The following is a 22,617-nucleotide window of genomic DNA, read 5'->3' as shown; positions in this document are numbered from 1 at the left end:
GGGTAAGTGAAACGCTACCCTACAGCCTCACTCTACCACCAACATCGACCTCCTGTTAATCGGCAATCATTGACGCGATACCTGGCAAAGAGGTTGTATCAACGGGTATTCACGGGCAAGCTGAGCTACCGACCCGCCGCTTGCTAATCGAATTAAGGAACAGCGTGAATACTCACAAACTGCTGCTGGCGCTTGAACAACAAATTGATACGCTGGCGAAAGCGATCGAGCCGCTGGCGGATAAACCGGTCCCTCGGTCGCGCTTCGATCGCCAGCTATTCAGCAGCTATGGCACCCGACTGAAAGATTATTTCAATGAGGTTAACCAAAATCTGCACGCCATCCGGCAGTTAGTGGCCGAACAACGTTCCGATCGCGTCGCGTTTATGGCCGAAAAGCTGGTGAGGCAAATCACGGCGCTGCAACGTGAACTGGCGACCCAGCCGTTACGACGTCAGGAATTGGCGGCGGAAACGCTGCCGCAGGATCTTTACCATAAGCTGGCCGAACATCAGGACTACGAGCGGCGCCTGCTGTCCATGATTCAGGACAGAGAAAGCCTGCTGAACGTTCAGACCAACTTCAGCGAACAACAACGACTGCAAAAAGAGCTGGCGGCGCTCGAAGGACGGTTATCGCGCTGCCGACAAGCACTCACGCGACTGGAACGATTAATTGAACGCAGGGAACAGGGGTTGTAAATTCTGGCGATCCCCCCTTAAATCTCTGCTATATCTGAAAGGCCTATGCTGAGCACAACTAAGGTGGATTCATTATGTCACTGGAAAATGCCGCCCCGGAAATCAAGCTGGCCGTCGATTTGATTATGCTGCTGGAAGATAACCAGATCGAACCGCAAGTTGTCCTGGCCGCCCTCGATATTGTGCGCAACGACTTTCAGAAAAAAGCGCAGCAGGAAAAAAATACGGCGTTAAAGTAAGTTCGCCCCAAAGTAGAAAAAGGCATGGACAGGTACGCAATAGCCATCGCTCGCTATCTATTGGGCTAATGGCGCGACCGCCGCTCTCTGCCTCAGACCGGCTGGCGCAACGCGGCGCTGAAGCGAAGCATATCAATAAAGGAGTCGACCAGCGCCGGAGCTTCCTGCTCGAGATCGAAACTCTCCGGCATAAACAGCCAGTTTTCCATGATGCCGGAGAAATAGGCGCGCATTGCGATGGCCGCGCGCCGGAGATGGATATCCGCCGGCAACATTCGCATACGAATACAGCGTGCCAAATTATTCTCAATATCGTCATAGCAGCCGAGATAAATCGCTTTACGGGTGTTATAAGACTGCAATAATTCACCGACAAACTCACACTTGTGAAAGATAATCTCGACCATCGAGCGCCATTGTGGGTCACTGACGGTTAAACGAAGCATATAAATCAATAATTCACGCATCACATAGAGTGGATTATCAGGAAATTTTGTCTGATACTCTATTTCAAAATCACTGATTTTTGATTCAGCCAGCGTCCATATTTCGTCAAACAGCTCAGTTTTATTTTTAAAGTGCCAGTAAATGGCACCGCGGGTCACGCCAGCGGCCGTCGCAACGTCGGTGAGGGAGGTAGCCGATACGCCATGCTCGGAGAATATTCTCAACGCCGCATCTAATATCTGTTGTCTGGTTTCCAGAGCCTGCTGTTTGGTTTTTCGTGCCATATCGCTGTATTTGAAAGAAAGTGTGATTTACATACATTCGAGTATGTATGTAACATAGCATGAACATAAAATTATCGCAGCAATGGGTTTTAAAGCGCGTGATCCATTGGTCAATTCAAATCGGACACTTGAGGTTTATCTATGAACAAAAACAGAGGGCTAACGCCTCTGGCGGCAGTTCTGATGCTTTCTGGCGGCTTAATTCTCGCAGGATGTGATAATAGTGAACAGCAGCAGGCCGGTGCGCAACAGGCGCCTGAAGTCGGAATAGTGACGCTGAAAGCGCAAGCGCTGAATGTCACTACCGATTTGCCGGGCCGAACCAATGCCTATCGCATCGCCGAAGTTCGCCCTCAGGTCGGTGGGATTATCCTGAAACGCAATTTTGTTGAAGGTAGCGATATTCAGGCGGGTTCATCGCTATATCAAATCGATCCTGCGCCTTATCAGGCTGATTACAATAGCGCCAAAGGTTCATTGGCTCAGGCCCAGGCAAGCGCTGAAATCGCCCGCCTGACCGTCAACCGTTATAAACCCTTGCTGGGAACCAGCTACATCAGTAAGCAGGATTACGATCAGGCCGTCGCGACGTCACGCCAGGCGGATGCCAGCGTGCAGGCAGCCAAGGCCGCGGTAGATAATGCCGAAATCAATCTTGCCTATACCAAGGTCAACGCCCCGATATCAGGCCGGGTGGGTAAATCGACGGTGACGGAAGGCGCGCTGGTTTCCAGCGGCCAAACGGTCGCCTTAACCACCGTGCAGCAACTCGATCCCATTTACGTCGACGTGACCCAATCAAGCAATGACTTCCTGCGTCTGAAAAAAGAACTGGAAGAAGGCAAGCTAAAACAAAGCGAAGGCAAAGCCAACGTTCGTCTGCTGTTGGAAAATGGTGCTGAATACGCTCAGCCGGGTACGTTGGAATTTTCCGATGTCACCGTGGATGAAACGACCGGTTCGATCACCCTGCGGGCGATCTTCCCCAACCCGCAACACGATCTGTTACCCGGTATGTTCGTTCGCGCACGTCTGGATTCCGGCGTGCAGGACAACGCATTGTTGGTTCCGCAGATGGGCGTTAGCCGTACCCCGCGAGGCGAGGCGACGGTAATGGTTATAGGTGAAGGCGATAAAGTCGAACTCCGCAATGTGGTAACGTCAAAAGCAATCGGTAATACATGGCTCGTCACCGATGGTTTAAAAGAGGGTGACCGCGTCATTGTTACCGGCTTGCAAAAAATTCAGCCCGGTTTACAGGTGACAGGAAAGGAAGTCGCTCAAGAGAATGATCAGTCGCAATCGTCGCAGGCTGAATCCGCGAAGTCTTAACAGGAGCCGGTAATTCATGGCTAAGTTTTTTATTGATCGCCCCATTTTTGCGTGGGTAATCGCCATCGTGGTGATGTTGGCCGGGGCACTGGCGATTGTAAAGTTACCCATCGCTCAATATCCGACTATTGCCCCGCCGGCAATTGAAGTTACGGCAAGCTATCCGGGAGCGGATGCCTCAACGCTGCAAGATTCGGTGACGCAGGTTATCGAACAGAATATGAACGGCATCGATCACCTGATGTATATGTCATCCAGCAGTGATTCATCAGGCACCGCGCAGATTACTCTAACCTTTGAAGCCGGCACCGACCCGGACATCGCACAGGTTCAGGTGCAAAACAAACTCCAGTTGGCAATGCCCCTCCTGCCGCAGGAAGTTCAGCAGCAAGGGGTTAACGTCCAGAAATCCAGCAGCAGCTTCCTGATGGTCGCCGCCTTTATCAATAATAATGGCGAAATGACGCAACAGGACATAGCCGACTACGTGGCGGCCAATGTGCAGGATCCGATCAGCCGTACCAACGGGGTCGGCGATGTTCAGCTATTTGGCGCACAATATGCCATGCGAATCTGGCTGGATCCGAACAAACTGAACAATTACCAGTTAACAGTCAGTGACGTCACTTCCGCCATTACGGTACAAAACAACCAAATCGCCGCAGGTCAGTTGGGGGGATCGCCGCCGGTTGCGGGTCAACAATTGAACGCATCGATCATTGCGCAAACGCGGTTGAAATCAGCTGAAGAGTTTTCCGAAATTCTGCTGAAGGTGAATACGGACGGCTCACAGGTACGCCTGAAAGATGTGGCGCGCGTTGAGCTTGGTGCGGAAGGTTATGACGTTATCGCCCGCTACAACGGCCAGCCGGCCGCCGGTATCGGGATTAAACTGGCCACAGGCGCCAACGCCCTGAATACGGCATCGGCGGTGAAAGCCGAATTATCCCGGCTACAGGAATTCTTCCCGACCGGATTAAGTGTGGTTTATCCCTACGATACGACGCCTTTCGTTCAAATCTCCATCAACGAAGTGGTGAAAACACTGGTAGAAGCCATCGTGCTGGTGTTCCTGGTGATGTATCTGTTCCTGCAAAACTTTCGCGCTACGCTGATCCCGACGATTGCCGTACCCGTGGTTCTGTTGGGCACATTCGCCATTCTTTCCGCGCTCGGTTATTCCATCAATACCCTGACCATGTTCGCCATGGTGCTGGCGATCGGGCTTTTGGTGGATGACGCCATCGTGGTGGTGGAAAACGTGGAACGCGTGATGGCGGAAGAAGGTTTGCCGCCGAAAGAAGCGACCAAGAAATCAATGGGGCAGATACAAGGGGCGCTGGTTGGGATCGCACTGGTGCTCTCCGCGGTATTTGTTCCAATGGCCTTTACCGGCGGCTCTACCGGCGCTATCTACCGCCAGTTCTCCATTACCATCGTTTCCGCGATGGTGCTCTCGGTGTTAGTCGCGCTGATTTTAACCCCGGCGCTTTGCGCCACGTTGTTGAAACCGATCGCCAAAGGCGATCACGGAACGAAAACAGGCTTCTTCGGCTGGTTCAACAACCTGTTTGAAAAGAGCACGCACCATTACACCGATAGCGTTGGCAACATTCTTCGCAGCACCGGCCGCTATCTGCTGCTTTATCTGCTGATTGTCGTCGGGCTGGCGTTCCTGTTCCTGCGTTTGCCCAGTTCCTTCCTGCCTGAAGAAGATCAGGGCGTACTGCTCAACATCGTGCAGTTACCGGCCGGGGCCACACAGGAAAATACCCAGAAAGTGCTGGACAAGATAACCAGGCACTATCTGGATAATGAAAAAGACACCGTCAACTCAGTCTTTTCGGTTAACGGTTTCGGCTTCTCCGGCCGTGGTCAGAATGCCGGCCTGGCCTTCGTCAGTTTGAAAGACTGGGGTGAGCGTTCAGGCGCAGAGAATAAGGTTCCAGCTATCGCCGCCAGGGCCAACGCCGCGTTCAGTCAGATTAAAGAAGCAATTGCCATCGCCGCGAACGTTCCCGCGATTGTCGAACTGGGAACGGCCACCGGTTTTGACTTCCAGTTGGTCGATCAGGCCAACCTGGGTCATGAACAGCTAACCCAGGCGCGTAATCAACTGTTGGGCATGGCCGCGCAACGACCAGATACGCTGGTGCAGGTTCGTCCTAACGGCATGGAAGATACGCCGCAGTTCCGGCTCGATATCGATCAGGAAAAAGTCCTCGCCCTTGGCGTTTCCCTGTCGGATGTCAATGCCACGCTGGCAACGGCGCTGGGCGGAAGTTATGTTAACGACTTTATCGATCGCGGCCGGGTGAAGAAAGTCTATGTTCAGGGGGACGCGCCGTTCCGTATGCTGCCGGATGATATCAAAAACTGGTATGTACGCGGCAGCAATGGGCAAATGGTTCCTTTCTCCTCGTTCTCACAAAGCCACTGGGAATATGGTTCTCCGCGTCTGGAACGTTACAACGGCCAGCCATCCATGCAGATTCAGGGTGAAGCGACGCCAGGTAAAAGTACCGGTGAAGCCATGGCGCTGATGGAAGAGTTCGTCACCAAGCTGCCGCAAGGCATTGGGTATGAATGGACAGGCATGTCCTACCAGGAACGATTGTCTGGTAGCCAGGCCCCGGCGCTGTATACCATCTCCCTGATTGTCGTGTTCCTGTGTCTGGCGGCCCTGTACGAAAGCTGGTCGATTCCCTTCTCGGTTATGCTGGTCGTACCTTTGGGGATTCTGGGTGCGGTTATCGCCGCATCCATGCGCGGCCTTGAGAACGACGTTTACTTCAAGGTGGGCATGCTGACAACCATTGGGCTGTCGGCAAAGAACGCCATACTGATCGTCGAGTTTGCCAAAGACCTGATGGAAAAAGAAGGCAAAGGGCTTGTTGAGGCGACGCTGGATGCGGTACGTATGCGTTTGCGTCCGATCCTGATGACCTCCCTCGCCTTTATCCTCGGGGTTGTCCCGCTGGTTATCAGCTCCGGAGCGGGTTCCGGCGCTCAGAACGCCGTGGGTACTGGCGTAATGGGCGGGATGATTACTGCTACCGTGTTGGCGATCTTCTTCGTTCCGGTATTCTTTGTGGTGGTTCGCCGCCGCTTCGGAAAGAAAAACGAAGATTTAGAACCACATAATCAGCAGACAGATCATCACTAATCCTCTCTCTGATTTCAAAAGGCCGCCTCCGCGGCCTTTTTTATTGCCCCCTCCCCTTCAACGCATCGCAGGCGCTGAACGAACCATGACCTTATAAATATCAAGGTTGATCCGCATGGCAAAAAAGCGCAATATTAAGTTATGTTATAACATAACAATAGAGGCGATATGAAAACAGGCATTCATCCTGACTACCGGACAGTGGTGTTTCATGATACCAGTGCCGATGCGTATTATAGGGTCGGTTCAACCATCCAAACCGAGCGTACTATCGAACTGGAAGGCGTTAGCTATCCTTATGTCACCATTGATGTTTCTTCCGCATCCCATCCTTACTATACCGGGAAGCAGAAAGAGTACGCCAAAGAGGGCAGCACTGCGCGCTTCCAGCAGCGTTTTGGGCGTTTCTTCAGTAAATAGAGAGGAATATTCAGATGCAGGTGCTTAGTTCGCTGCGCTCCGCGAAAAACCGCCATAAAGACTGTATCGTAGTACGCCGTCGCGGACGTATCTACGTGATATGCAAAACCAACCCTCGGTTTAAAGCCGTACAGGGCAGAAAAAAGAAAAAAGGCTAATCATTTACCTGTAACAATTCACTACAGCTCTGTTATATATGTAACAGAGCTTTTTTAACAATTGAATAAAAACAGACAAAACAATAGGATAAAAATGGCCCGTGACGTCTTTTCTTTACATATACGACTACCCCGCCACTTCTTATGCCATAGGGCCGGAGTCTAAACACAAATTAATTTAATAAGCTAATATTAGGATATTTCCATCACCATTCCGCTGCCTTAAAGTTCAGTGATTTAATCACGACAAATAGCACGAAAAACCTTATCTAATGTTCGAGAATCTTACCGACTCTTTTGCTATAGTTATATACAGGGCGGTATGATAGGTATCAAGATAGCATCAGCATGCCCGCGTCCATTAAAACGAAAATAGGCTGCCGATATCGGGAGGTGTAAAAACCATTGCAGGCTAAATTGTGGTTGTCGAAATCCATGACGTTGAAATCTCGCTTGTAGACACCATGATTGATTGTAGAAACATGGTAAGGCTATTCTCTTATGAGTTATGTCAGTCTCAGTCACACTGAATAACGGCTTAACGGAGGGATTGATATGGATGAGTACACACCCAAACATTATGATATTGCCCAACTCAGATTCTTATGTGAAAATCTGTGCGACGAAAGCATTGCAACGTTAGGCGATAGCAGCCACGGCTGGGTCAATGACCCGACATCTGCGATCAATCTCCAATTAAATGAACTTATTGAACATATCGCTACATTTATTCTTACATATAAAATAAAATACCCTGATGAAAGCGAGCTTTCTCAGCGAGTTGAAAAGTATTTAGATGATACCTATGTACTGTTTAGCAACTACGGCATCAATGATGCGGAGTTGCGCGGATGGCAGAAATCTAAAGAAAGATTATTCGGAATGTTCTCAGAAGGGAACATCTGTACGCCGGCTAAAACTTAAGCAATAATTTATCTTATATTAATTAACCACCAGGTACTGTTCGCATAAAGGCCAACATGAAAAAAATCGATTATTTGATGCGTTTACGTAAATGCACAACCATTGACACGCTAGAACGCGTTATTGAGAAAAACAAGTACGAACTCTCCAATGATGAACTGGAGATGTTCTATTCCGCTGCGGATCATCGTCTGGCAGAACTGACGATGAACAAACTCTATGACAAAGTCCCCACCGCAGTATGGAAATACGTCCGTTAATTCTTTGACGTAAAGCACATAAGTACCGATATAAAATACATTGCGCCGATAACATTATCGGCCTTTGTTTCTGCTGTCTTTGTAATAAAGCAAGACGTGTAAAAAAGTGTATTCCAGATAAAAGAAATAATTAGAATAGTGACTTTTATAAAAGCCATGAGAACACCATGTTTTATACTTAATCATCAATCCAACGGCTGACCGCGCCAGGTCTAATAACCCTGATTATTCAGTACCCATTTAAGTAAACATAACTCGTACAGATAAATCGCTGCGGATAGTTTGTTATTAAAAACACATCGTTTGATAACCAAATAGATTGTGCCAATAAACGCACGTTACGCGTCGGCTATTGCCGCTACATTATGTAGACCAGTGCGCGAGCATACCTAAAAGCAGTTTCCATAATGGCGTAACGAGTATGGCACCCGACAAAGCGCAGGGAATAAACACTGGGGGAGAATTGGTGGAGGCCCTGCCAGCTACATCCCGGCACACACGTCTCCTGCTGCGGCTGCTTCCTTCCGGACCTGACCGAGTCCACAGGTTAGTGTTGCGGGAGAACCGACAGGGCCTCCATTGACAGCTCTTCTACTAACACATGGGTTACTATAGAGCGGTGGGCATTATGGGTGATGGACGGTTCAATTGCAAGCTGACGCCGTCTAACCGGTGTTTTCTTGCCCAATACACTATGCCACTATAGGTTCTTCACCATTTAGCGCTGGAAATACCGAGATCCTTTGATGACCGCAGAACATGACAGTTTTCGCCAACGTGTTTTTCAAATCGTGGCCGCCATCCCTTACGGAAAAATTGCAACCTATGGCGATGTCGCTCTTCTTGCGGGTTCCCCCCGCGCTTCCAGACAAGTAGGCGGTGTATTAAAACGTTTGCCTGAAGGCAGTAAACTCCCCTGGCATCGGGTTATTAATCGCAAAGGTGAGATATCGCTTATCGGTGCCGATCGCCAGCGCCAAAAGTCAGCGTTACGGGCCGAGGGAGTTATGTTTAATCGTCAGGGGAGAATCGATCTTGATAAGTTCCGCTGGCGGTACGCGTCATAACACGCTGACGCGTACCGTTTTGGCTGGTTACCAACTGGATGATACGGGGGCCGATGGCGTTATTGACGAAGGCGCTGATGTCAATGAACCGGTGCTTTTTGCCGGTAAAGGAACGGATGCGACCGGCACCATAACCAGATCGGCATTATTCACACCATTAGTGATAACCGGTAAGACATTTTCCGTCACCATCACGATTCTGTTATCTATCGCAATAGCGGCGCTGAGTAAAATGCGGGCATTAGGTTGAATGTCCGCCGGGTTATACGGCAACACAAACTGGAACGGCGCCTGTTTCCCTTCAGTGCGGGTTACGCGCTGGGTAATCACTTTTGAAGGCGCATCTGCCAACGTTGCATCGGATACCGTTACCGTCACGACCGCATTAGGCGGTAAGGCAATACGTTGACGAATATTGACCGTCCCGCTGACCGCCGGCATTGCTACCGCCGGATGCTGGCTAGAGACGCTGGTTACCGGCGCGCCGGTATGAGGAGAAACACCATAGTCGCTCTTCTCAGCACAGGCCGCCAACGTCATCGATAACGTGATACCACCTAAAATATGCCATAATTTCATTCGGTCTATCTCCTTTTATTATTGTCAGTCTGCCGATTTCAGAGAAACCAGCGTTCTTTAAAGAGTATGAGTCACTTAATAGAATAATTATGGTGCAAAATTCTGATATTTTTTGATAAATGATTTAAATCACTAATTTCAACCCGTTAGCTCCGTAACTAAATTAGTTATGGAAGAATTCCACATCGTGTTACTTTCAAAATGATTCTCAATCAATGAGGCCGATACCATGAGCCAGGCATTACAAAATCTCCTCGACCTCCTTAATCTGGAGAAAATTGAGGAAGGATTATTTCGGGGACAAAGCGATGATTTAGGACTGCGTCAGGTATTCGGCGGTCAAGTGGTGGGTCAGGCGCTGTCAGCCGCCAAACAGACTGTTCCAACAGACCGCGGCGTCCATTCATTTCACAGCTACTTTCTGTTACCTGGCGATAGTCAGAAACCCATTATTTATGATGTGGAAAATCTGCGTGACGGCCATAGCTTCAGCGCCCGTCGGGTCAGCGCCATTCAGAACGGGAAACCGATTTTCTATATGACGGCGTCATTCCAATCTCATGAGGTGGGTTTTGAACATCAGAATGTGATGCCGGTGGTTACTCCGCCGGAAGATCTCAAGTCGGAGCAGGATATTGCGCAAAGTATGGCGCACCTATTACCGCCACAATTTCGCGATAAGTTCACCCGTCCACGGCCCATTGAGATGCGTCCGGTAAAGTTTCATAACCCGCTGAAAGGAAAAGTGGAAGAGCCGATACGACACGTCTGGTGCCGCGCCAACGGATCATTGCCGGATGATGAACATATCCATCAGTACCTGCTTGGCTATACGTCCGACTGTAATTTTTTGTTAACGGCGTTACAGCCGCACGGCGTCGGTTTTCTGGAGCCTGGCATGCAGGTAGCCACTATCGACCACTCGATGTGGTTCCACCGTAATTTTCGTCTGGATGACTGGCTGCTGTATACCGTAGAAAGCACATCCGCCTCTGGCGCCAGAGGTTTTGTACGCGGACAATTTTATACCCGCGACGGTGTGCTGGTGGCCTCCAGCATACAAGAAGGCGTTATGCGCCGACTCCCACATTAAGAAGCCATAAAAAAAAACAGGGCGCGGAGATCGTCCGGCGCCCTGTTCATCAACCTCTGTTTATACTACTTACTGGTTGTATGCATTCTCGCCATGGCTGTTGACGTCCAGACCTTCGCGCTCCTGCTCTTCCGGTACGCGCAGACCTACAATCATATCGGCCACTTTGAACGCGATGAAAGCCGCCACGCCAGACCATACGAAGCAGACGATAACGCTGAACAACTGCACCCAAACCTGCTGAGCCATAGTCACGCCTTCGGCATAGCCGACGCCGCCCAGGGATGCGGAAGTGAATACGCCGGTCAGAATACAACCCACGATACCGCAGATGCCATGGACACCGAACACATCGCATGGGTCATCCACGCGCAGCCATCTTTTCAGTACAGTGACGCCCCACAGACCGGCAAAACCACCCGCCAGACCGATGATCAACGCGCCGCCGACTCCAACCGTACCCGCAGCAGGCGTAATCGCCACCAGACCGGCGATACAACCCGAGCACGCGCCCAACAGTGAAGGCTTACCGCGCGCCATCCACTCACCGACGACCCATGCCAGAATCGCAGCGGCGGTTGCGACAACCGTATTCAGAAAAGCCAGACCCGCAACGCCATTCGCCGCACCCGCAGAACCGGCGTTAAAGCCGAACCAACCGATGTACAGAATCGCCGTACCAATAAACACCATCGGCAGATTGTGGGGTTTAAAGGCTTCTTTACCGAAACCGGCGCGTTTGCCCAGCAGATAAGCGCCGACCAGACCCGCGACAGCGGCGTTAATATGCACGACGGTGCCGCCTGCAAAGTCCAGAGCGCCATCGGCCGCCAGATAACCGCCACCCCATACCATATGGGTCATCGGCAGGTAGGAGAAAGTCAGCCACAGCGCAACAAAGATCAGCACCGCAGAGAAACGGATACGCTCAGCAATGGCTCCCACAATCAGCGCCACAGTGATACAGGCGAAAGAAGCCTGATAAGCCACATGAACATACTGATAAAATGTTCCGGTGATCGAATCAATGGTAATACCGTTCAACATGAAGTTGGAAAAACCGCCAAAGAAAGCGTTACCTTCACTGAAAGCCAGGCTATAGCCGTAGACGACCCATAGAATACAAACCAGCGCAAAAGAAATTATCACCTGAGACAGCATGGAAAGCACGTTCTTGGAACGAATCAGACCGCCATAAAACAGGGCAATTCCAGGTATAGTCATAAACAGTACCAACGCGGTACAAATCATAATAAACGCATTATCTGCTTTATCGATCGTTGGTGCGGCAGCCATCGCCCAGGACGGGAGCAAAGCAGCCACACCAAGACCTAATGAGGAGACAAGTTTTTTCATTTTCATCCATCCCTATTTACGAATCTAAGTCAGGCGTTAAAGTGCGGCTTCGTCGGTTTCGCCGGTACGAATACGAATAACTCTTTGTAATTCAGCGACAAAAATCTTACCATCGCCAATTTTTCCGGTATAGGCCGCTTTACTGATCACATCAATAACCTCATCCAGTTGATCATCAGCAATCGCGATATCAATTTTTACTTTTGGCAAAAAGTTAACGCTGTATTCCGCGCCACGATACAACTCAGCGTGCCCTTTCTGACGTCCAAATCCTTTCACTTCAGTGACCGTGAGTCCCTGAATGCCGACGGAAGATAAGGCTTCGCGCACATCTTCCAGCTTGAATGGTTTTATCACCACAGTAACCAGTTTCATTCATCATCCCCCTAACCGTTAAGTTCAGACTTACGTCCGCTGCTATCTCGGATTACGATCGTTTCGAATTATCTTCACGCAATGATTAAAGCAAAGGGTGTGCCATAAATGATTTATCTTACGGATATCAAGGAACCGAACGTGGTTCAGGTCTGTTGATGGCGAGAAAAGACTCTCCGGAGAAAAAAAATCAAATAAAGCGGCGCACGCATCGCACCACTTAGGTGCAATACGCGTAATTTTAGTGCATGGCGGCTAAAAACAGAATGAATATGCTTAGTGATGGTGCGAAGCAACGAACAGCCCGCGGCCTGTGGTTGTACTTATAGGTGCATCCCGATCACGACACCGGAGCAGACTCATGGGTAACCGCCGCCGCCAGTTCCTCTCCCGCCAGTTGCAACTGATACATCTGGTAATAACGTCCCTGCTGGCGCAACAACTGCTCGTGCGTGCCTTGTTCGACGGTTTGTCCATGATGGAGCACCATAATCGTGTCGGCCTCGACAATCGTCGATAAGCGATGAGCGATAACAATCAGCGTGGTTTGCGCCCGTATGATGTTTAACGCCTTTTGCACCGCCTGTTCCGTTCCGGAATCAATGTTCGCGGTTGCTTCATCCAGGATCAGGATCTTGGGGGTTTGCACCAGCACCCTGGCGATCGCCAACAGCTGTTTCTGCCCGGTGGACAAATTGTTCCCCTGCTCCCCAACGTGAGTATGGAGCCCGTCAGGAAACGAACGCACCAGATCGGATAGCTGCACAATATCGAGCACTCGCCATACGTCGTCTTCACTGATATCACGGCCCAACGTAACATTGGTATACATAGACTCAGCCAGCACCACGGGATCCTGCTGCACCATCGCGATGCTCTGGCGTAACGCCTGATGCGATAAGGTCGGCAACGGACGCCCATCCAGAAGAATTTCACCTTTATCCGGCGAGTAATATCCCATCAACAGGCTGGCCAGCGTACTTTTGCCGCTGCCGGTATGCCCGACCAGCGCAACAAACCCCCGGGCCGGTATAGTCAGTGAGATATGTTGCAGGACGTTTTTGTCCGTACCGTAAGAAAAGGAAACATCATTAATCTCGACGCGCCCCTGGGTAAGCGGCCGCGCGTCGCCGCCATAGCCTTGCTTCGCCCCGTCCATCAGTTCGAAGATCCGTTCACCGGCGACCACCGCCTGTTGCAACATCGACTGCTGGGTGGTCAACTCAATTAATGGCTCGTTTAGGCGCCCGAGATAATTAATAAACGCATACAGCACGCCAACCCCGACCGTGCCTACGGAACTAAAGCCAAATTGCATCAACAGCCCGCACAGCACCAGCGCCGAAAACAGGCTGAGCAACGGACGCAACAGAAACCCATCCAACCGCAGCGTCTGCATACGCGCCCGATAATGCTCGCGGCTGGCGTTGCCCAGCTTTTCACCAAAGCGCGCCTGCTGGCGAAATTGCTGAATAACGCCCATGCCGTTGATAACTTCATTGAAGCCGTCGTTAATGTCCGCCAGATAACTACGCACCCGGCGCACGATGGGCGTACTGTAACGCTGATAGATCATCATGACGGTCAACACCGCCGGGAAAATCGTCAGCGCGACCAGCGCCATCCGCCAATCCAGGCTAAACATCGCCACCAGCATGGCGCCAATCAGCGCTGCGCTGCGCAATGCCGTTGACACCACCATGACATACAGATCTTTCACCACCTCCGTGTCGTTGGTTACACGCGATATCAGCTGCCCGACCGGTTGAGTATCGAAAGTGCTGAGCGGCTGACGCAGTGCCGCGTCCATGACGTCAGTGCGCAGCTGTTGCACAACCCCGACGGCCACCCGGTTAAATAACAGTGTCTGGAAATAGTGCAGCACGGCGGCCAGAATCTGCAACAGGAGATAGGCGGCGGCCAATCCAGCGGCCAACGCATACGGAAACTCGCCTTTCGCCACAAGATGGTCAATAAAGTAACTCACCAGAACCGGGCCGGAAACCTCAGCGGCGGCGGCCACCCACAACATCACTATCCCCACCGCCAACGGCTTACGCCACGGCGAGCCGTAGGCCAGCAACCGTTTTAATGTCGGCCAAAGCTGTCGAGGACTATTCATTGTTTTCCCCTTCCGCCAGCGGCACATCATCCAGTGCGGCTTCTAATTGCTGATAGCGGTACATATCGCGATACCAGCCGGCCTGGGCGACAAGCTGACGATGACTGCCTCGTTGAATGGTCTGCCCGTGCTGGAGCACCAGGATCTCATTCGCCTCCGTTAAAGCAGAGAGTCGGTGCGCGCTGATAATCAATGTCCGCTGCTCGCCCCACTGTTTAAGATTTTGCAGGATCTGATGTTCCGTCCGCCCGTCAACCGCGGACAAGGCGTCATCCAGGATCAGAATTTCCGCTTCCAGCAATAACGCCCGGGCAATCGCGATGCGCTGTTTCTGACCGCCGGACAACATGACGCCGCGCTCCCCCACTTCGGTGTCATACCCTTGCGGAAGCCGCAGAATGTCATCATGCACGCTGGCCAGGCGGGCGGCTTGTTCGATATGTTGCCGGGTGGCGTCAGGGCGCCCCAACGCAATATTGTTCGCCACCGAATCAGAAAACAGGAACGGTGTTTGCCCCACGACGGCAAAACGGTGACGCAATTCATCCAGCCGAATGCTCGACAAGGGAACGTTATGATAGCGAATATCGCCTGACTCAATATTAAAGTGGCGAAGAATAAGCGCCAGCAAGGTACTTTTGCCTGAGCCGGTAGGGCCGCACAGCCCGAGCACCTTTCCCGGCTTCAGCGTAAAGTTGACATCTTTCAGCACCCCTCGGGGGCTATCAGGATAATGAAACGCATGAATATTAACCTCAAGCGCGCCACGCTCAGCCGGCAGGGATTGCGTGCCGTCCGTGACGACCAGATCTTCCGACAGTAGCTGGCGAATACGGCTATAGGCCGCGCTGCCGCGTTCAACGATATTGAACATCCACGCCAGCGCCAACATCGGCCAAATCATCAAACCGAGATACATAACAAAACTGGTCAATAGCCCCAGCGTCAATGAGCCATTGATCACCATCCAACTGCCGCCGCCGATAGCCAGCAGATGCGACAGCCCGATAGCAATGTAAATAGTGGGATCGAATCGCGCATCTACCCGTGCGACATACATGTTCTTGGCCCCCGCATCCGCGGCGACCTGAGCAAAACGCGCCGACTGATAGTCTTCCAGACCAAACGATTTAATCATGCGAATGCTGGTCAGACTTTCCTGCGCCTGATCGTTAAGCGAGGAAAATGCCGCCTGAGCCGATTTAAAACGGTGATGCAACTGTGTGCCGTAGTGTTTGATAATCAGCGCCATGATCGGCATCGGCAACAGCGCCAGCAATGTCAGTTGCCAGCTTATCTGGGTGCACATGACAACCAGAACCGCGCACCCCATCACCATCGAATCGACCAGCGTCAGCACCCCCTCGCCGGCGGCAAAGACCACGCGGTCAACATCATTGGTGGCGCGAGCCATCAAGTCGCCGGTGCGGTGGCGGAAATAGAAAGCAGGATGCTGGCGACTGAGTTGACGGTAAAAATCTTCACGTAACTCAACCGCCAATTGATAGGATGCGCCGAACAGCAAAACGCGCCAGACACAACGCAGCAGATAGACCATTGCCGCGGTCAGCAGCATAACGCCGATCCACTTCATGATCTCGGCCGCGGGCATATTGTGTTGCGTGACGCCATCAACCACCACGCCGACCAGTCTGGGGGGCAGCAATTGCAGAATGGCGATCATAATCAACAAGGCCACCGCGCCTAAATAGCGCCGCCATTCTCGACGGAAATACCAGCTTAGTTGAGCAAACAGTCTCACGCAGTTTTGATTCCAATATTCAGAGGAGTTGGTATGAACCCGGAAAAATGATTATACAGAAACCGATGGCTGATGAATTACAGCGATAATGGCAGTGCCGTAGTGTATTTGATGCGCTCCATGGCAAAACTGGATGTCACATCCACCAGCCCGGGAATGCCGTTCACCAAGCGCTTATAAAAATCATCATAGCTTTTCATATCAGCGACCTGCACCTGCATAAGATAATCATACTCTCCGGCCATCCGATAGAAAGACAATACTTCAGGCATTTCCGACACCACGCGGGTGAACGTTTGATACCACTCGCTATTGTGTTGCTGAGTCTTGAGCAATACGAACGCCGTTAGCCCCAACCCCAATCGTTCGTTATCCAGTAATGCGACGCGCGCCCGGATATAGCCCTCTTCTTCCAGCTTCTTCAGCCTTTTCCAGCAGGGCGTCGAGGTCAGATTCACCGACTCAGCCAGCGTTTGCAGCGAAAGCGTACAGTCCTGTTGCAATAAGCCCAATAAAGCACGGTCTATTTTATCTAACATAACGCCATTCCGTAGAAAACTTTCCTCTAAACTGCCCCATTTGAAGATAAAAAGGCAACCTTTTTTTCCTGAAAACTCGGTAATCTACTCATCATCAATGCTGAACGGACCGACATCATGACCAACACCTGGGTAAAAAACGCTATCCATGCCATAGAAGCTGATTTCCAACGTTCAGCTGATACGCACCTGATCCGACTAACCTTACCGGATTACCCCGGTATTTATTTCTATTTAAAAGACGAAAGCACGCATCCCAGCGGCAGCCTAAAACACCGGCTGGCCCGCTCTTTATTCCTGTATGGCCTGTGTAACGGCTGGATAAAACAAGGAACGCCGATCATCGAAGCCTCATCCGGCAGCACGGCCGTCTCCGAAGCGTATTTCGCCCGCCTGCTGGGGCTGCCGTTTATCGCCGTTATGCCCGCCTGCACCGCCAAACGGAAAATCGAGCAAATCGCTTTTTATGGCGGACAATGCCATTTCGTCGAACAGGCCGGACAAATCTATGCGGCCTCGGAGCAATTAGCCCGACAACTGAACGGCCATTATATGGATCAGTTTACCTACGCCGAGCGGGCGACCGACTGGCGAGGCAATAATAATATCGCCGACAGCATCTATCGCCAGATGTCACGCGAACCCTACGCAGTCCCCGACTATATTGTCATGAGCGCCGGTACTGGCGGCACCTCAGCGACACTGGGACGCTACATCCGCTATCAGGGGCTGAATACGCAACTGGTGGTGGTCGATCCTGAAAACTCCGTTTTCTACGACTGCTATCAACAGCGCGATCGCGCCCTTATCGGCAAATGCGGCAGTCGAATCGAAGGCATTGGCCGCCCACGGGCGGAGCCGTCATTTATTCCCGAGGTTATCGACAGCATGATACGCGTTCCTGACGCGGCCAGCATTGCCACGCTCTACTGGCTGGAAGGCATTCTGGGCCGCAAGGTTGGCGCGTCCACCGGCACCAATGTCTGGGGAATGCTGCATTTGGCCCGGCAAATGATGGCGCAGGGTAAACAGGGCGCGATTGTTACCCTGCTATGCGATAGCGGAGAACGCTATCTGGACACCTACTACAACAGCGCCTGGGTTGAAAAAAATATCGGCGACCTTACGCCCTATCTCAATATGCTGAACGCCAAAGCAGAATCCAACTCCGCGGCGGCGCTGGACATGGCCTGACGCCTGTGCAAGAGAAAGCGCCGCATCGCTGAACGGCGACGCTTTTTCAGGTAACATAGCGGTTTTCCCCCTCAGGGCAGCCCGTTCGCCTTGAGGCTCAATGCGTCAAGGTGAATGAAAAATGAAGCGCGCTGTTGTCGTTTTTAGCGGTGGACAAGACTCCACAACCTGCCTGATTCAGGCTCTGAAACACTATGATGACGTCCACTGTATAACGTTCGATTACGGCCAACGTCACCGGGCGGAAATCGAGATAGCCAGAGAACTCGCGCAGCAACTCGGCGCTACGGCACACAAGGTGCTGGACGTCGGACTACTGAATGAACTGGCCGCCAGCAGCCTGACGCGCGAAAACATCCCCGTCCCTGACTATGACGCCGATACGCAGGGGCTTCCCAGCACGTTTGTCCCGGGCCGAAACATCCTTTTTCTGACGCTGGCCTCCATCTATGCCTATCAGGTCGGCGCGCAAGCCGTAATCACCGGCGTGTGTGAAACCGACTTCTCCGGCTACCCCGACTGCCGCGATGAATTCGTCAAGGCATTGAATCAGGCGGTCACCTTGGGTATTGCCCGCGATATCCGTTTCGTCACGCCGCTGATGTGGCTCAATAAAGCGGAAACCTGGGCGCTGGCGGACTATTACCAACAGTTGGACACCGTCCGTCACCACACGTTGACCTGCTATAACGGCATTAAAGGCGATGGCTGCGGCCATTGCGCCGCCTGCCATTTACGCGCCAAAGGACTGGAACAGTATCGGCGCGATCCCGTTGGCGTGATGACGGCGCTGAAACAAAAAACTTCCGGGAGTAGTTTTTGACGTCGCCACGGCAACCCGCAAGGGTGGCGGCCAAGAATGGCACGCCACAAAAAAACGGCCTAAAATAGCGCGCGTAACAAATGTCAGGCAGGCCCAAATACCAGCCGAGCTTGCCTGCGCTTGATGATTTCCCTGATGCGCGATAACACTTTAAACAAACCGCCGCAGGCCAAAGACAAGGAAGCCACCGCATCTCAAGCCCGACGAATGGCGTTCAAGTACGCCAATAACTCGCCCTCCAGCGGTAACGTTTTTTGCCCGACAAGATCGATGCAGACAAATGTCAGCGTTGCGTCCGCAACAATAGTGTTATCGGACAGGCGGGTAACAGACTGACTCATCACGCCGCTTCTGGCGCCAAGCTCCAGCAATGCGCTGTCAATACGCAATTCATCCCCCAATACCGCGGGTTTGCGATAGTTGATATTGATATTCACCACGACAAAAGCAACATGCTTGCTTTTCATCCAGCCGAAAACCGCTGACTTTTCCAGCCACTGCCAACGCGCCTCTTCTAAAAACTCCAGATAACGGGCGTTATTCACATGTTGGTAAACATCAATGTGGTAACCACGAACGGTGATGAAAGTCTGCATAAAACCCTGCTCCTGCGGCAAAAGATCCGGATAACCCGTATCACTGTTATCCAGCCTAGCAGAGCGGTTCGCAACCGGCGGCCACTTCGCCACGCGGTTGCGAAAATCATCACAATTTTAAGCGTGACAGATTGCGCTCAACCAAGGCGGCGCCAATCCCGGGGACTTCCTGCAATTGTTCTAGCTGCGTGAAAGGGCCGTTCTGTTCGCGATAATTGACGATTGCCTCCGCTTTTTTAAGGCCGACGCCGTTCATCACCGCGGCCAGATCTTCCGCCGTTCCCATATTAATGCTTACCTCGTCCTCATCAGTGGCGGGCAATAACGTTTTTTCCGATTGTTGAACGCTGGGCGCAGACTTCGCTGCGTTTCCGGTACTTTCGGTGCTCGGCGCGGCCTGAGCGATTAAAGGTAACCCAGACAGACTCATGCCGACGATCAAGCAAAGCGCTTTTACTCCTGACTTTTTCATGCTGTTTCCTCCGTGTGTTTGACAGCATGGCTACCTTGCCGCAGGCGTGATTTCATCGCAAATGGCATTCTCTGAATATGGAAAAGGCCGCGAAAGCGGCCTTTTCCTGTTGCAACGATTTGCAAATTTATGCGGAGCTTATTGCTGTTCCTGCGCCGCCGCACCCATTTTAATTTTGGCTTCGCTGCGCAAACTGGTCAGCAAGGCATCAAATAGCGACCCCACCGAACTTTGCTGTATTTGATTGGCAAACTGCTCTTTCTGTTGGTCGGTCAGTTGATGCGGCGTAACGCTGTCCAGCGCCACCAATACCACATTGCCGGCCTGATCCTGAGAAATACCATAAGAAGGCCGATCGTTGACCGGCAGCGGCAGAGCAAAAATAGACTCCGCCATTGCATCCCCCTGGGAGATGGAAGAGAGGGTTTTTGGCTCGCTAAAGCTCAGATTGGCGGCTTTAAGCGCGTCATCCTTACCTTGTTTCAGCTCAGCCAGCATTTTTTCAGCTTCAACCCGCGCCTGCTGTTCCGCCTTCTGACGCTTAACCGTCTGTATGACCTGTTCGCGCACCTGATCCAACGGACGCGTGCTTTCCGCTTTATGCTCAGTAATCCGGATCACAAACGCGCGATCGCCATCGACATTAATCACATCGGAGTTACTGCCCGGCCCACCATTCTCGCCCGCCAGTCCGCCATCGAAAATCGCCTGGGTGACCGGTTGGAAATTCAATGCCGCAGGCACTTGCTCGCGGGTAAACCAGTCGGTTTGCGTGGCTTTCACGCCTGCGGCTTCTTCGGCGGAGGCCAAAGACTCGTTGTCGTTGCTGGCGGCTTCGCTGACTTTTTGCTGCAATGCATAATACTCATCGAGCGCCTTTTCATGCTTCACTTTGGCGGCGATGTCGTCACGGACTTCACTCAACGGTTTGACCTGCCGAGGTTGAATATCATCAAGACGGACGATCAAATACCCAACGGAGGATTTTATCGCCGCAGAAACCTGCCCCTTTTCCGTCAGATTGGCTTGCTTGAGCTCATCAATGGTGGAGTTTTCATCCATCCATCCCAAATCTCCGCCATTGCGGCGCGAGATCACATCGGTAGACTTTTCTTTCGCCAGCGCGGCGAAATCGGCGCCTTGCTCAAGGCTATCCAGCACAGACTGCGCATCGGCTTCGGTTTTCACCTGAATAACGCTGAATTTCCTGCGCTCAGGCTGGGCGTAGTCACTTTGATTTTTTTCATAAAAATCGGCGATTGCGGCATTATCGACCGTGATTTTATCCATGATGCTCGCCGCATCCAGCGTGATATAGCTCACCTTGAAGGCTTCCGGCGCCAGGAAACGCGCCTGGTTCTGATCGTAATAGCTCTGGACTTCATCATCGGAAACGTTTTGCGTCTTGGCGTTGGCCTCAACGTCGATGGTCGCCAGACGAATAACCCGATCCTGAGCGGCCTGCTTAACCAGATTGTCGATTTCCTGCGGCAGAATGAACGCCGTATTGCCAAATCCGCGAATAAGTTGCTGTGAGGTCAACTGCTTACGCAACAGCTCGGCGTACATATCGGGCGTCATGCCCAGACGACGAACCTGAGCCAGGTATTTTTCATTATCAAAGCGGTTATTGGTTTGAAACGCAGGGACGGCGAAGATCGCCTGTTTGATTTGATCATCGCTGATATTCAACCCTAACTTATCAGCGTACTGATCCAGCAGTACTTCATCAATCAACTGTGCAAGAGACTGCCTGCGCAGTTGCTGCATATAACCGTCATTACTCGCCAAAATAGAAAAATTCTCACCCAGCGCTTCCTGCTGGCGGCTACGTTCGTTTTGTACCGCCTGTTCAAGCTGAGCCCGGGTAATCTCCTGCCCATTAACCTTCGCCGCATAGTCTCCGGAACCACCGATAAGATAATCGCCAACGCCGGTTAAAACGAATGACGCAATAATCAAGGCAAGAATAATTTTGAGCACGACGTTATTAGCGGCCGCGCGTAAATTGTCCATCATGTGTGACAACACTCCGCTGTAGTATGGATAACACGCCCTGCGCCGGCCTGAACCGTGCGTCCTTGTATTACTATGGACTGCAAACAAGGCCTGGGGCGTTTAAGCTCTGTCTGACAATAGTAACCTGAATTGCCAGTAAAAAAACATCAGGCATGTTTTTCAACATCTTTAGCGACAGCCCGCAGGGTGACAGGTATCTCCGCCCGTCATAAAAAATCGCAAAGCGATTTTCAACGTCGCTTGCGGCGGCCCGTCATAAAAAAAGGCACATCATAAAATGATGCGCCTCATATCTTACCTTACCAATATCTTTGCGTCAGATAATGTTTGGCAACACAGCGTGTTATCCGCCAAACCTGTGACGTAATAATCAGTTAACGGCGTCTTTCAATGTTTTACCCGCACGGAAGCCGGGAACTTTTGCTGCCGGGATACTGATCTCTTTACCCGTTTGCGGATTGCGGCCGGTACGAGCAGCGCGTTCACGCACTGAGAAAGTACCGAAACCAACCAAAGCAACATCATCCCCATCTTTCAGAGACTCGGTAACGGAACCAATAATTGCATCTAACACACGCCCTGCCGCCGCTTTGGAAATGTCAGCATCTGCGGCAATTTTGTCGATCAATTGTGACTTGTTCACTCTCTCATCCCCTCTGGAATTCAACTGTCGCGCTGAAATTTCCTAA

23 protein-coding genes and 1 other RNA gene are annotated in these 22,617 nt (G+C 51.7%); 12 read left to right on the top strand and 12 right to left on the bottom strand.

The window, feature by feature from the left end; all coding sequences use genetic code 11:
* The first annotated feature begins 164 nt into the window (after nt 1–164).
* Together priC and rsmS are read left to right on the top strand one after the other, a co-directional pair.
* On the top strand, nt 165–701 hold the full coding sequence (priC, locus tag HOY33_RS08200) for a primosomal replication protein PriC (RefSeq protein WP_172289723.1): 537 nt from the start codon (nt 165–167) through the stop codon (nt 699–701).
* A gap of 74 nt (nt 702–775) precedes the next feature.
* The gene (gene rsmS, locus HOY33_RS08195; RefSeq protein WP_172289722.1) at nt 776–940 is read left to right on the top strand and encodes a pleiotropic regulatory protein RsmS; all 165 of its coding nucleotides are present in this window, start codon (nt 776–778) and stop codon (nt 938–940) included.
* Between the two features lie 92 nt (nt 941–1,032).
* Here rsmS and acrR read toward each other — a convergent pair whose 3' ends face one another.
* Nucleotides 1,033–1,671, bottom strand: coding sequence for a multidrug efflux transporter transcriptional repressor AcrR (acrR, locus tag HOY33_RS08190; protein WP_172289721.1), 639 nt, complete (start codon nt 1,669–1,671; stop codon nt 1,033–1,035).
* Between the two features lie 141 nt (nt 1,672–1,812).
* Here acrR and HOY33_RS08185 point away from each other — a divergent pair, with 141 nt between their 5' ends.
* The 6 genes from HOY33_RS08185 (at nt 1,813) to HOY33_RS08160 (ending at nt 7,931) form a co-directional block, all read left to right on the top strand.
* A complete protein-coding gene (locus HOY33_RS08185) occupies nt 1,813–3,003 on the top strand; it encodes an efflux RND transporter periplasmic adaptor subunit (protein WP_172289720.1) in 1,191 nt (396 codons plus the stop codon).
* 16 nt (nt 3,004–3,019) lie between these two features.
* Nucleotides 3,020–6,169 carry an efflux RND transporter permease subunit gene (locus tag HOY33_RS08180; protein ID WP_172289719.1) on the top strand — a complete coding sequence of 1,050 codons (3,150 nt, stop codon included), beginning with the start codon at nt 3,020–3,022 and terminating at the stop codon, nt 6,167–6,169.
* A gap of 168 nt (nt 6,170–6,337) precedes the next feature.
* Entirely contained in the window at nt 6,338–6,589 is a 252-nt protein-coding gene (locus HOY33_RS08175; protein WP_172289718.1) for a type B 50S ribosomal protein L31, read from the top strand.
* Between the two features lie 14 nt (nt 6,590–6,603).
* Nucleotides 6,604–6,747: a type B 50S ribosomal protein L36 gene (gene ykgO, locus HOY33_RS08170; protein ID WP_136165254.1), complete on the top strand. Its 144-nt coding sequence runs from the start codon at nt 6,604–6,606 to the stop codon at nt 6,745–6,747.
* A 555-nt stretch (nt 6,748–7,302) separates the two neighbouring features.
* Nucleotides 7,303–7,671, top strand: coding sequence for an Hha toxicity modulator TomB (tomB, locus tag HOY33_RS08165; RefSeq protein WP_172289717.1), 369 nt, complete (start codon nt 7,303–7,305; stop codon nt 7,669–7,671).
* 56 nt (nt 7,672–7,727) lie between these two features.
* Nucleotides 7,728–7,931 (top strand): HHA domain-containing protein, encoded by a 204-nt coding sequence (locus HOY33_RS08160; protein WP_009114000.1) that lies wholly within the window; start codon nt 7,728–7,730, stop codon nt 7,929–7,931.
* A 473-nt stretch (nt 7,932–8,404) separates the two neighbouring features.
* Here HOY33_RS08160 and ffs read toward each other — a convergent pair.
* Nucleotides 8,405–8,501: signal recognition particle sRNA small type (gene ffs / locus HOY33_RS08155), an RNA gene on the bottom strand.
* Between the two features lie 176 nt (nt 8,502–8,677).
* Between ffs and HOY33_RS08150 the strand changes: the two genes are divergently transcribed.
* Complete coding sequence (locus tag HOY33_RS08150) at nt 8,678–8,998, top strand: MGMT family protein (protein ID WP_172289716.1); 321 nt, start codon at nt 8,678–8,680, stop codon at nt 8,996–8,998.
* Nucleotides 8,999–9,025: 27 nt separating this feature from the next.
* Here HOY33_RS08150 and HOY33_RS08145 read toward each other — a convergent pair whose 3' ends face one another.
* Nucleotides 9,026–9,577: a YbaY family lipoprotein gene (locus HOY33_RS08145; RefSeq protein ID WP_172289715.1), complete on the bottom strand. Its 552-nt coding sequence runs from the start codon at nt 9,575–9,577 to the stop codon at nt 9,026–9,028.
* Between the two features lie 229 nt (nt 9,578–9,806).
* On the opposite strand from HOY33_RS08145, the gene tesB reads away from it, so the two are divergent.
* Nucleotides 9,807–10,670: an acyl-CoA thioesterase II gene (tesB, locus tag HOY33_RS08140; protein WP_172289714.1), complete on the top strand. Its 864-nt coding sequence runs from the start codon at nt 9,807–9,809 to the stop codon at nt 10,668–10,670.
* 69 nt (nt 10,671–10,739) lie between these two features.
* On the opposite strand, the gene amtB is transcribed toward tesB, so the two are convergent.
* From amtB to HOY33_RS08115, 5 genes are all read right to left on the bottom strand, one after another.
* On the bottom strand, nt 10,740–12,026 hold the full coding sequence (gene amtB, locus HOY33_RS08135; RefSeq protein ID WP_172289713.1) for an ammonium transporter AmtB: 1,287 nt from the start codon (nt 12,024–12,026) through the stop codon (nt 10,740–10,742).
* A 36-nt stretch (nt 12,027–12,062) separates the two neighbouring features.
* Nucleotides 12,063–12,401, bottom strand: coding sequence for a P-II family nitrogen regulator (gene glnK / locus HOY33_RS08130; protein ID WP_002208627.1), 339 nt, complete (start codon nt 12,399–12,401; stop codon nt 12,063–12,065).
* A 340-nt stretch (nt 12,402–12,741) separates the two neighbouring features.
* The gene (locus HOY33_RS08125; protein ID WP_172289712.1) at nt 12,742–14,523 is read right to left on the bottom strand and encodes a SmdB family multidrug efflux ABC transporter permease/ATP-binding protein; all 1,782 of its coding nucleotides are present in this window, start codon (nt 14,521–14,523) and stop codon (nt 12,742–12,744) included.
* On the bottom strand, nt 14,516–16,285 hold the full coding sequence (locus HOY33_RS08120; RefSeq protein ID WP_172289711.1) for a SmdA family multidrug ABC transporter permease/ATP-binding protein: 1,770 nt from the start codon (nt 16,283–16,285) through the stop codon (nt 14,516–14,518). Before HOY33_RS08120 ends, HOY33_RS08125 begins: the two co-directional genes overlap by 8 nt.
* 77 nt (nt 16,286–16,362) lie before the next feature.
* On the bottom strand, nt 16,363–16,824 hold the full coding sequence (locus tag HOY33_RS08115; RefSeq protein ID WP_172289710.1) for an Lrp/AsnC family transcriptional regulator: 462 nt from the start codon (nt 16,822–16,824) through the stop codon (nt 16,363–16,365).
* A 117-nt stretch (nt 16,825–16,941) separates the two neighbouring features.
* Here HOY33_RS08115 and HOY33_RS08110 point away from each other — a divergent pair, with 117 nt between their 5' ends.
* Together HOY33_RS08110 and queC are read left to right on the top strand one after the other, a co-directional pair.
* Nucleotides 16,942–18,018 carry a PLP-dependent cysteine synthase family protein gene (locus tag HOY33_RS08110; RefSeq protein WP_172289709.1) on the top strand — a complete coding sequence of 359 codons (1,077 nt, stop codon included), beginning with the start codon at nt 16,942–16,944 and terminating at the stop codon, nt 18,016–18,018.
* A gap of 121 nt (nt 18,019–18,139) precedes the next feature.
* Nucleotides 18,140–18,841 carry a 7-cyano-7-deazaguanine synthase QueC gene (gene queC / locus HOY33_RS08105; protein ID WP_172289708.1) on the top strand — a complete coding sequence of 234 codons (702 nt, stop codon included), beginning with the start codon at nt 18,140–18,142 and terminating at the stop codon, nt 18,839–18,841.
* A 194-nt stretch (nt 18,842–19,035) separates the two neighbouring features.
* On the opposite strand, the gene HOY33_RS08100 is transcribed toward queC, so the two are convergent.
* The 4 genes from HOY33_RS08100 to hupB all read right to left on the bottom strand — a co-directional run bounded on the left by HOY33_RS08100 (nt 19,036) and on the right by hupB (nt 22,571).
* Complete coding sequence (locus HOY33_RS08100) at nt 19,036–19,437, bottom strand: thioesterase family protein (RefSeq protein ID WP_172289707.1); 402 nt, start codon at nt 19,435–19,437, stop codon at nt 19,036–19,038.
* 109 nt (nt 19,438–19,546) lie between these two features.
* Nucleotides 19,547–19,909, bottom strand: a complete 363-nt coding sequence (locus HOY33_RS08095) for a helix-hairpin-helix domain-containing protein (protein ID WP_172289706.1) — start codon at nt 19,907–19,909, stop codon at nt 19,547–19,549.
* 138 nt (nt 19,910–20,047) lie between these two features.
* Complete coding sequence (ppiD, locus tag HOY33_RS08090) at nt 20,048–21,928, bottom strand: peptidylprolyl isomerase (protein WP_172289705.1); 1,881 nt, start codon at nt 21,926–21,928, stop codon at nt 20,048–20,050.
* A gap of 370 nt (nt 21,929–22,298) precedes the next feature.
* Nucleotides 22,299–22,571, bottom strand: coding sequence for a nucleoid-associated protein HU-beta (hupB, locus tag HOY33_RS08085; protein WP_113864766.1), 273 nt, complete (start codon nt 22,569–22,571; stop codon nt 22,299–22,301).
* Nucleotides 22,572–22,617 lie beyond the last annotated feature (46 nt).

It is taken from the genome of Brenneria sp. hezel4-2-4 (assembly GCF_013155275.1).
Classification (GTDB): domain Bacteria; phylum Pseudomonadota; class Gammaproteobacteria; order Enterobacterales; family Enterobacteriaceae; genus Brenneria.
Note: the sequence above shows the minus strand (reverse complement) of the source record. Positions and strands in the feature narration are given on the sequence as shown.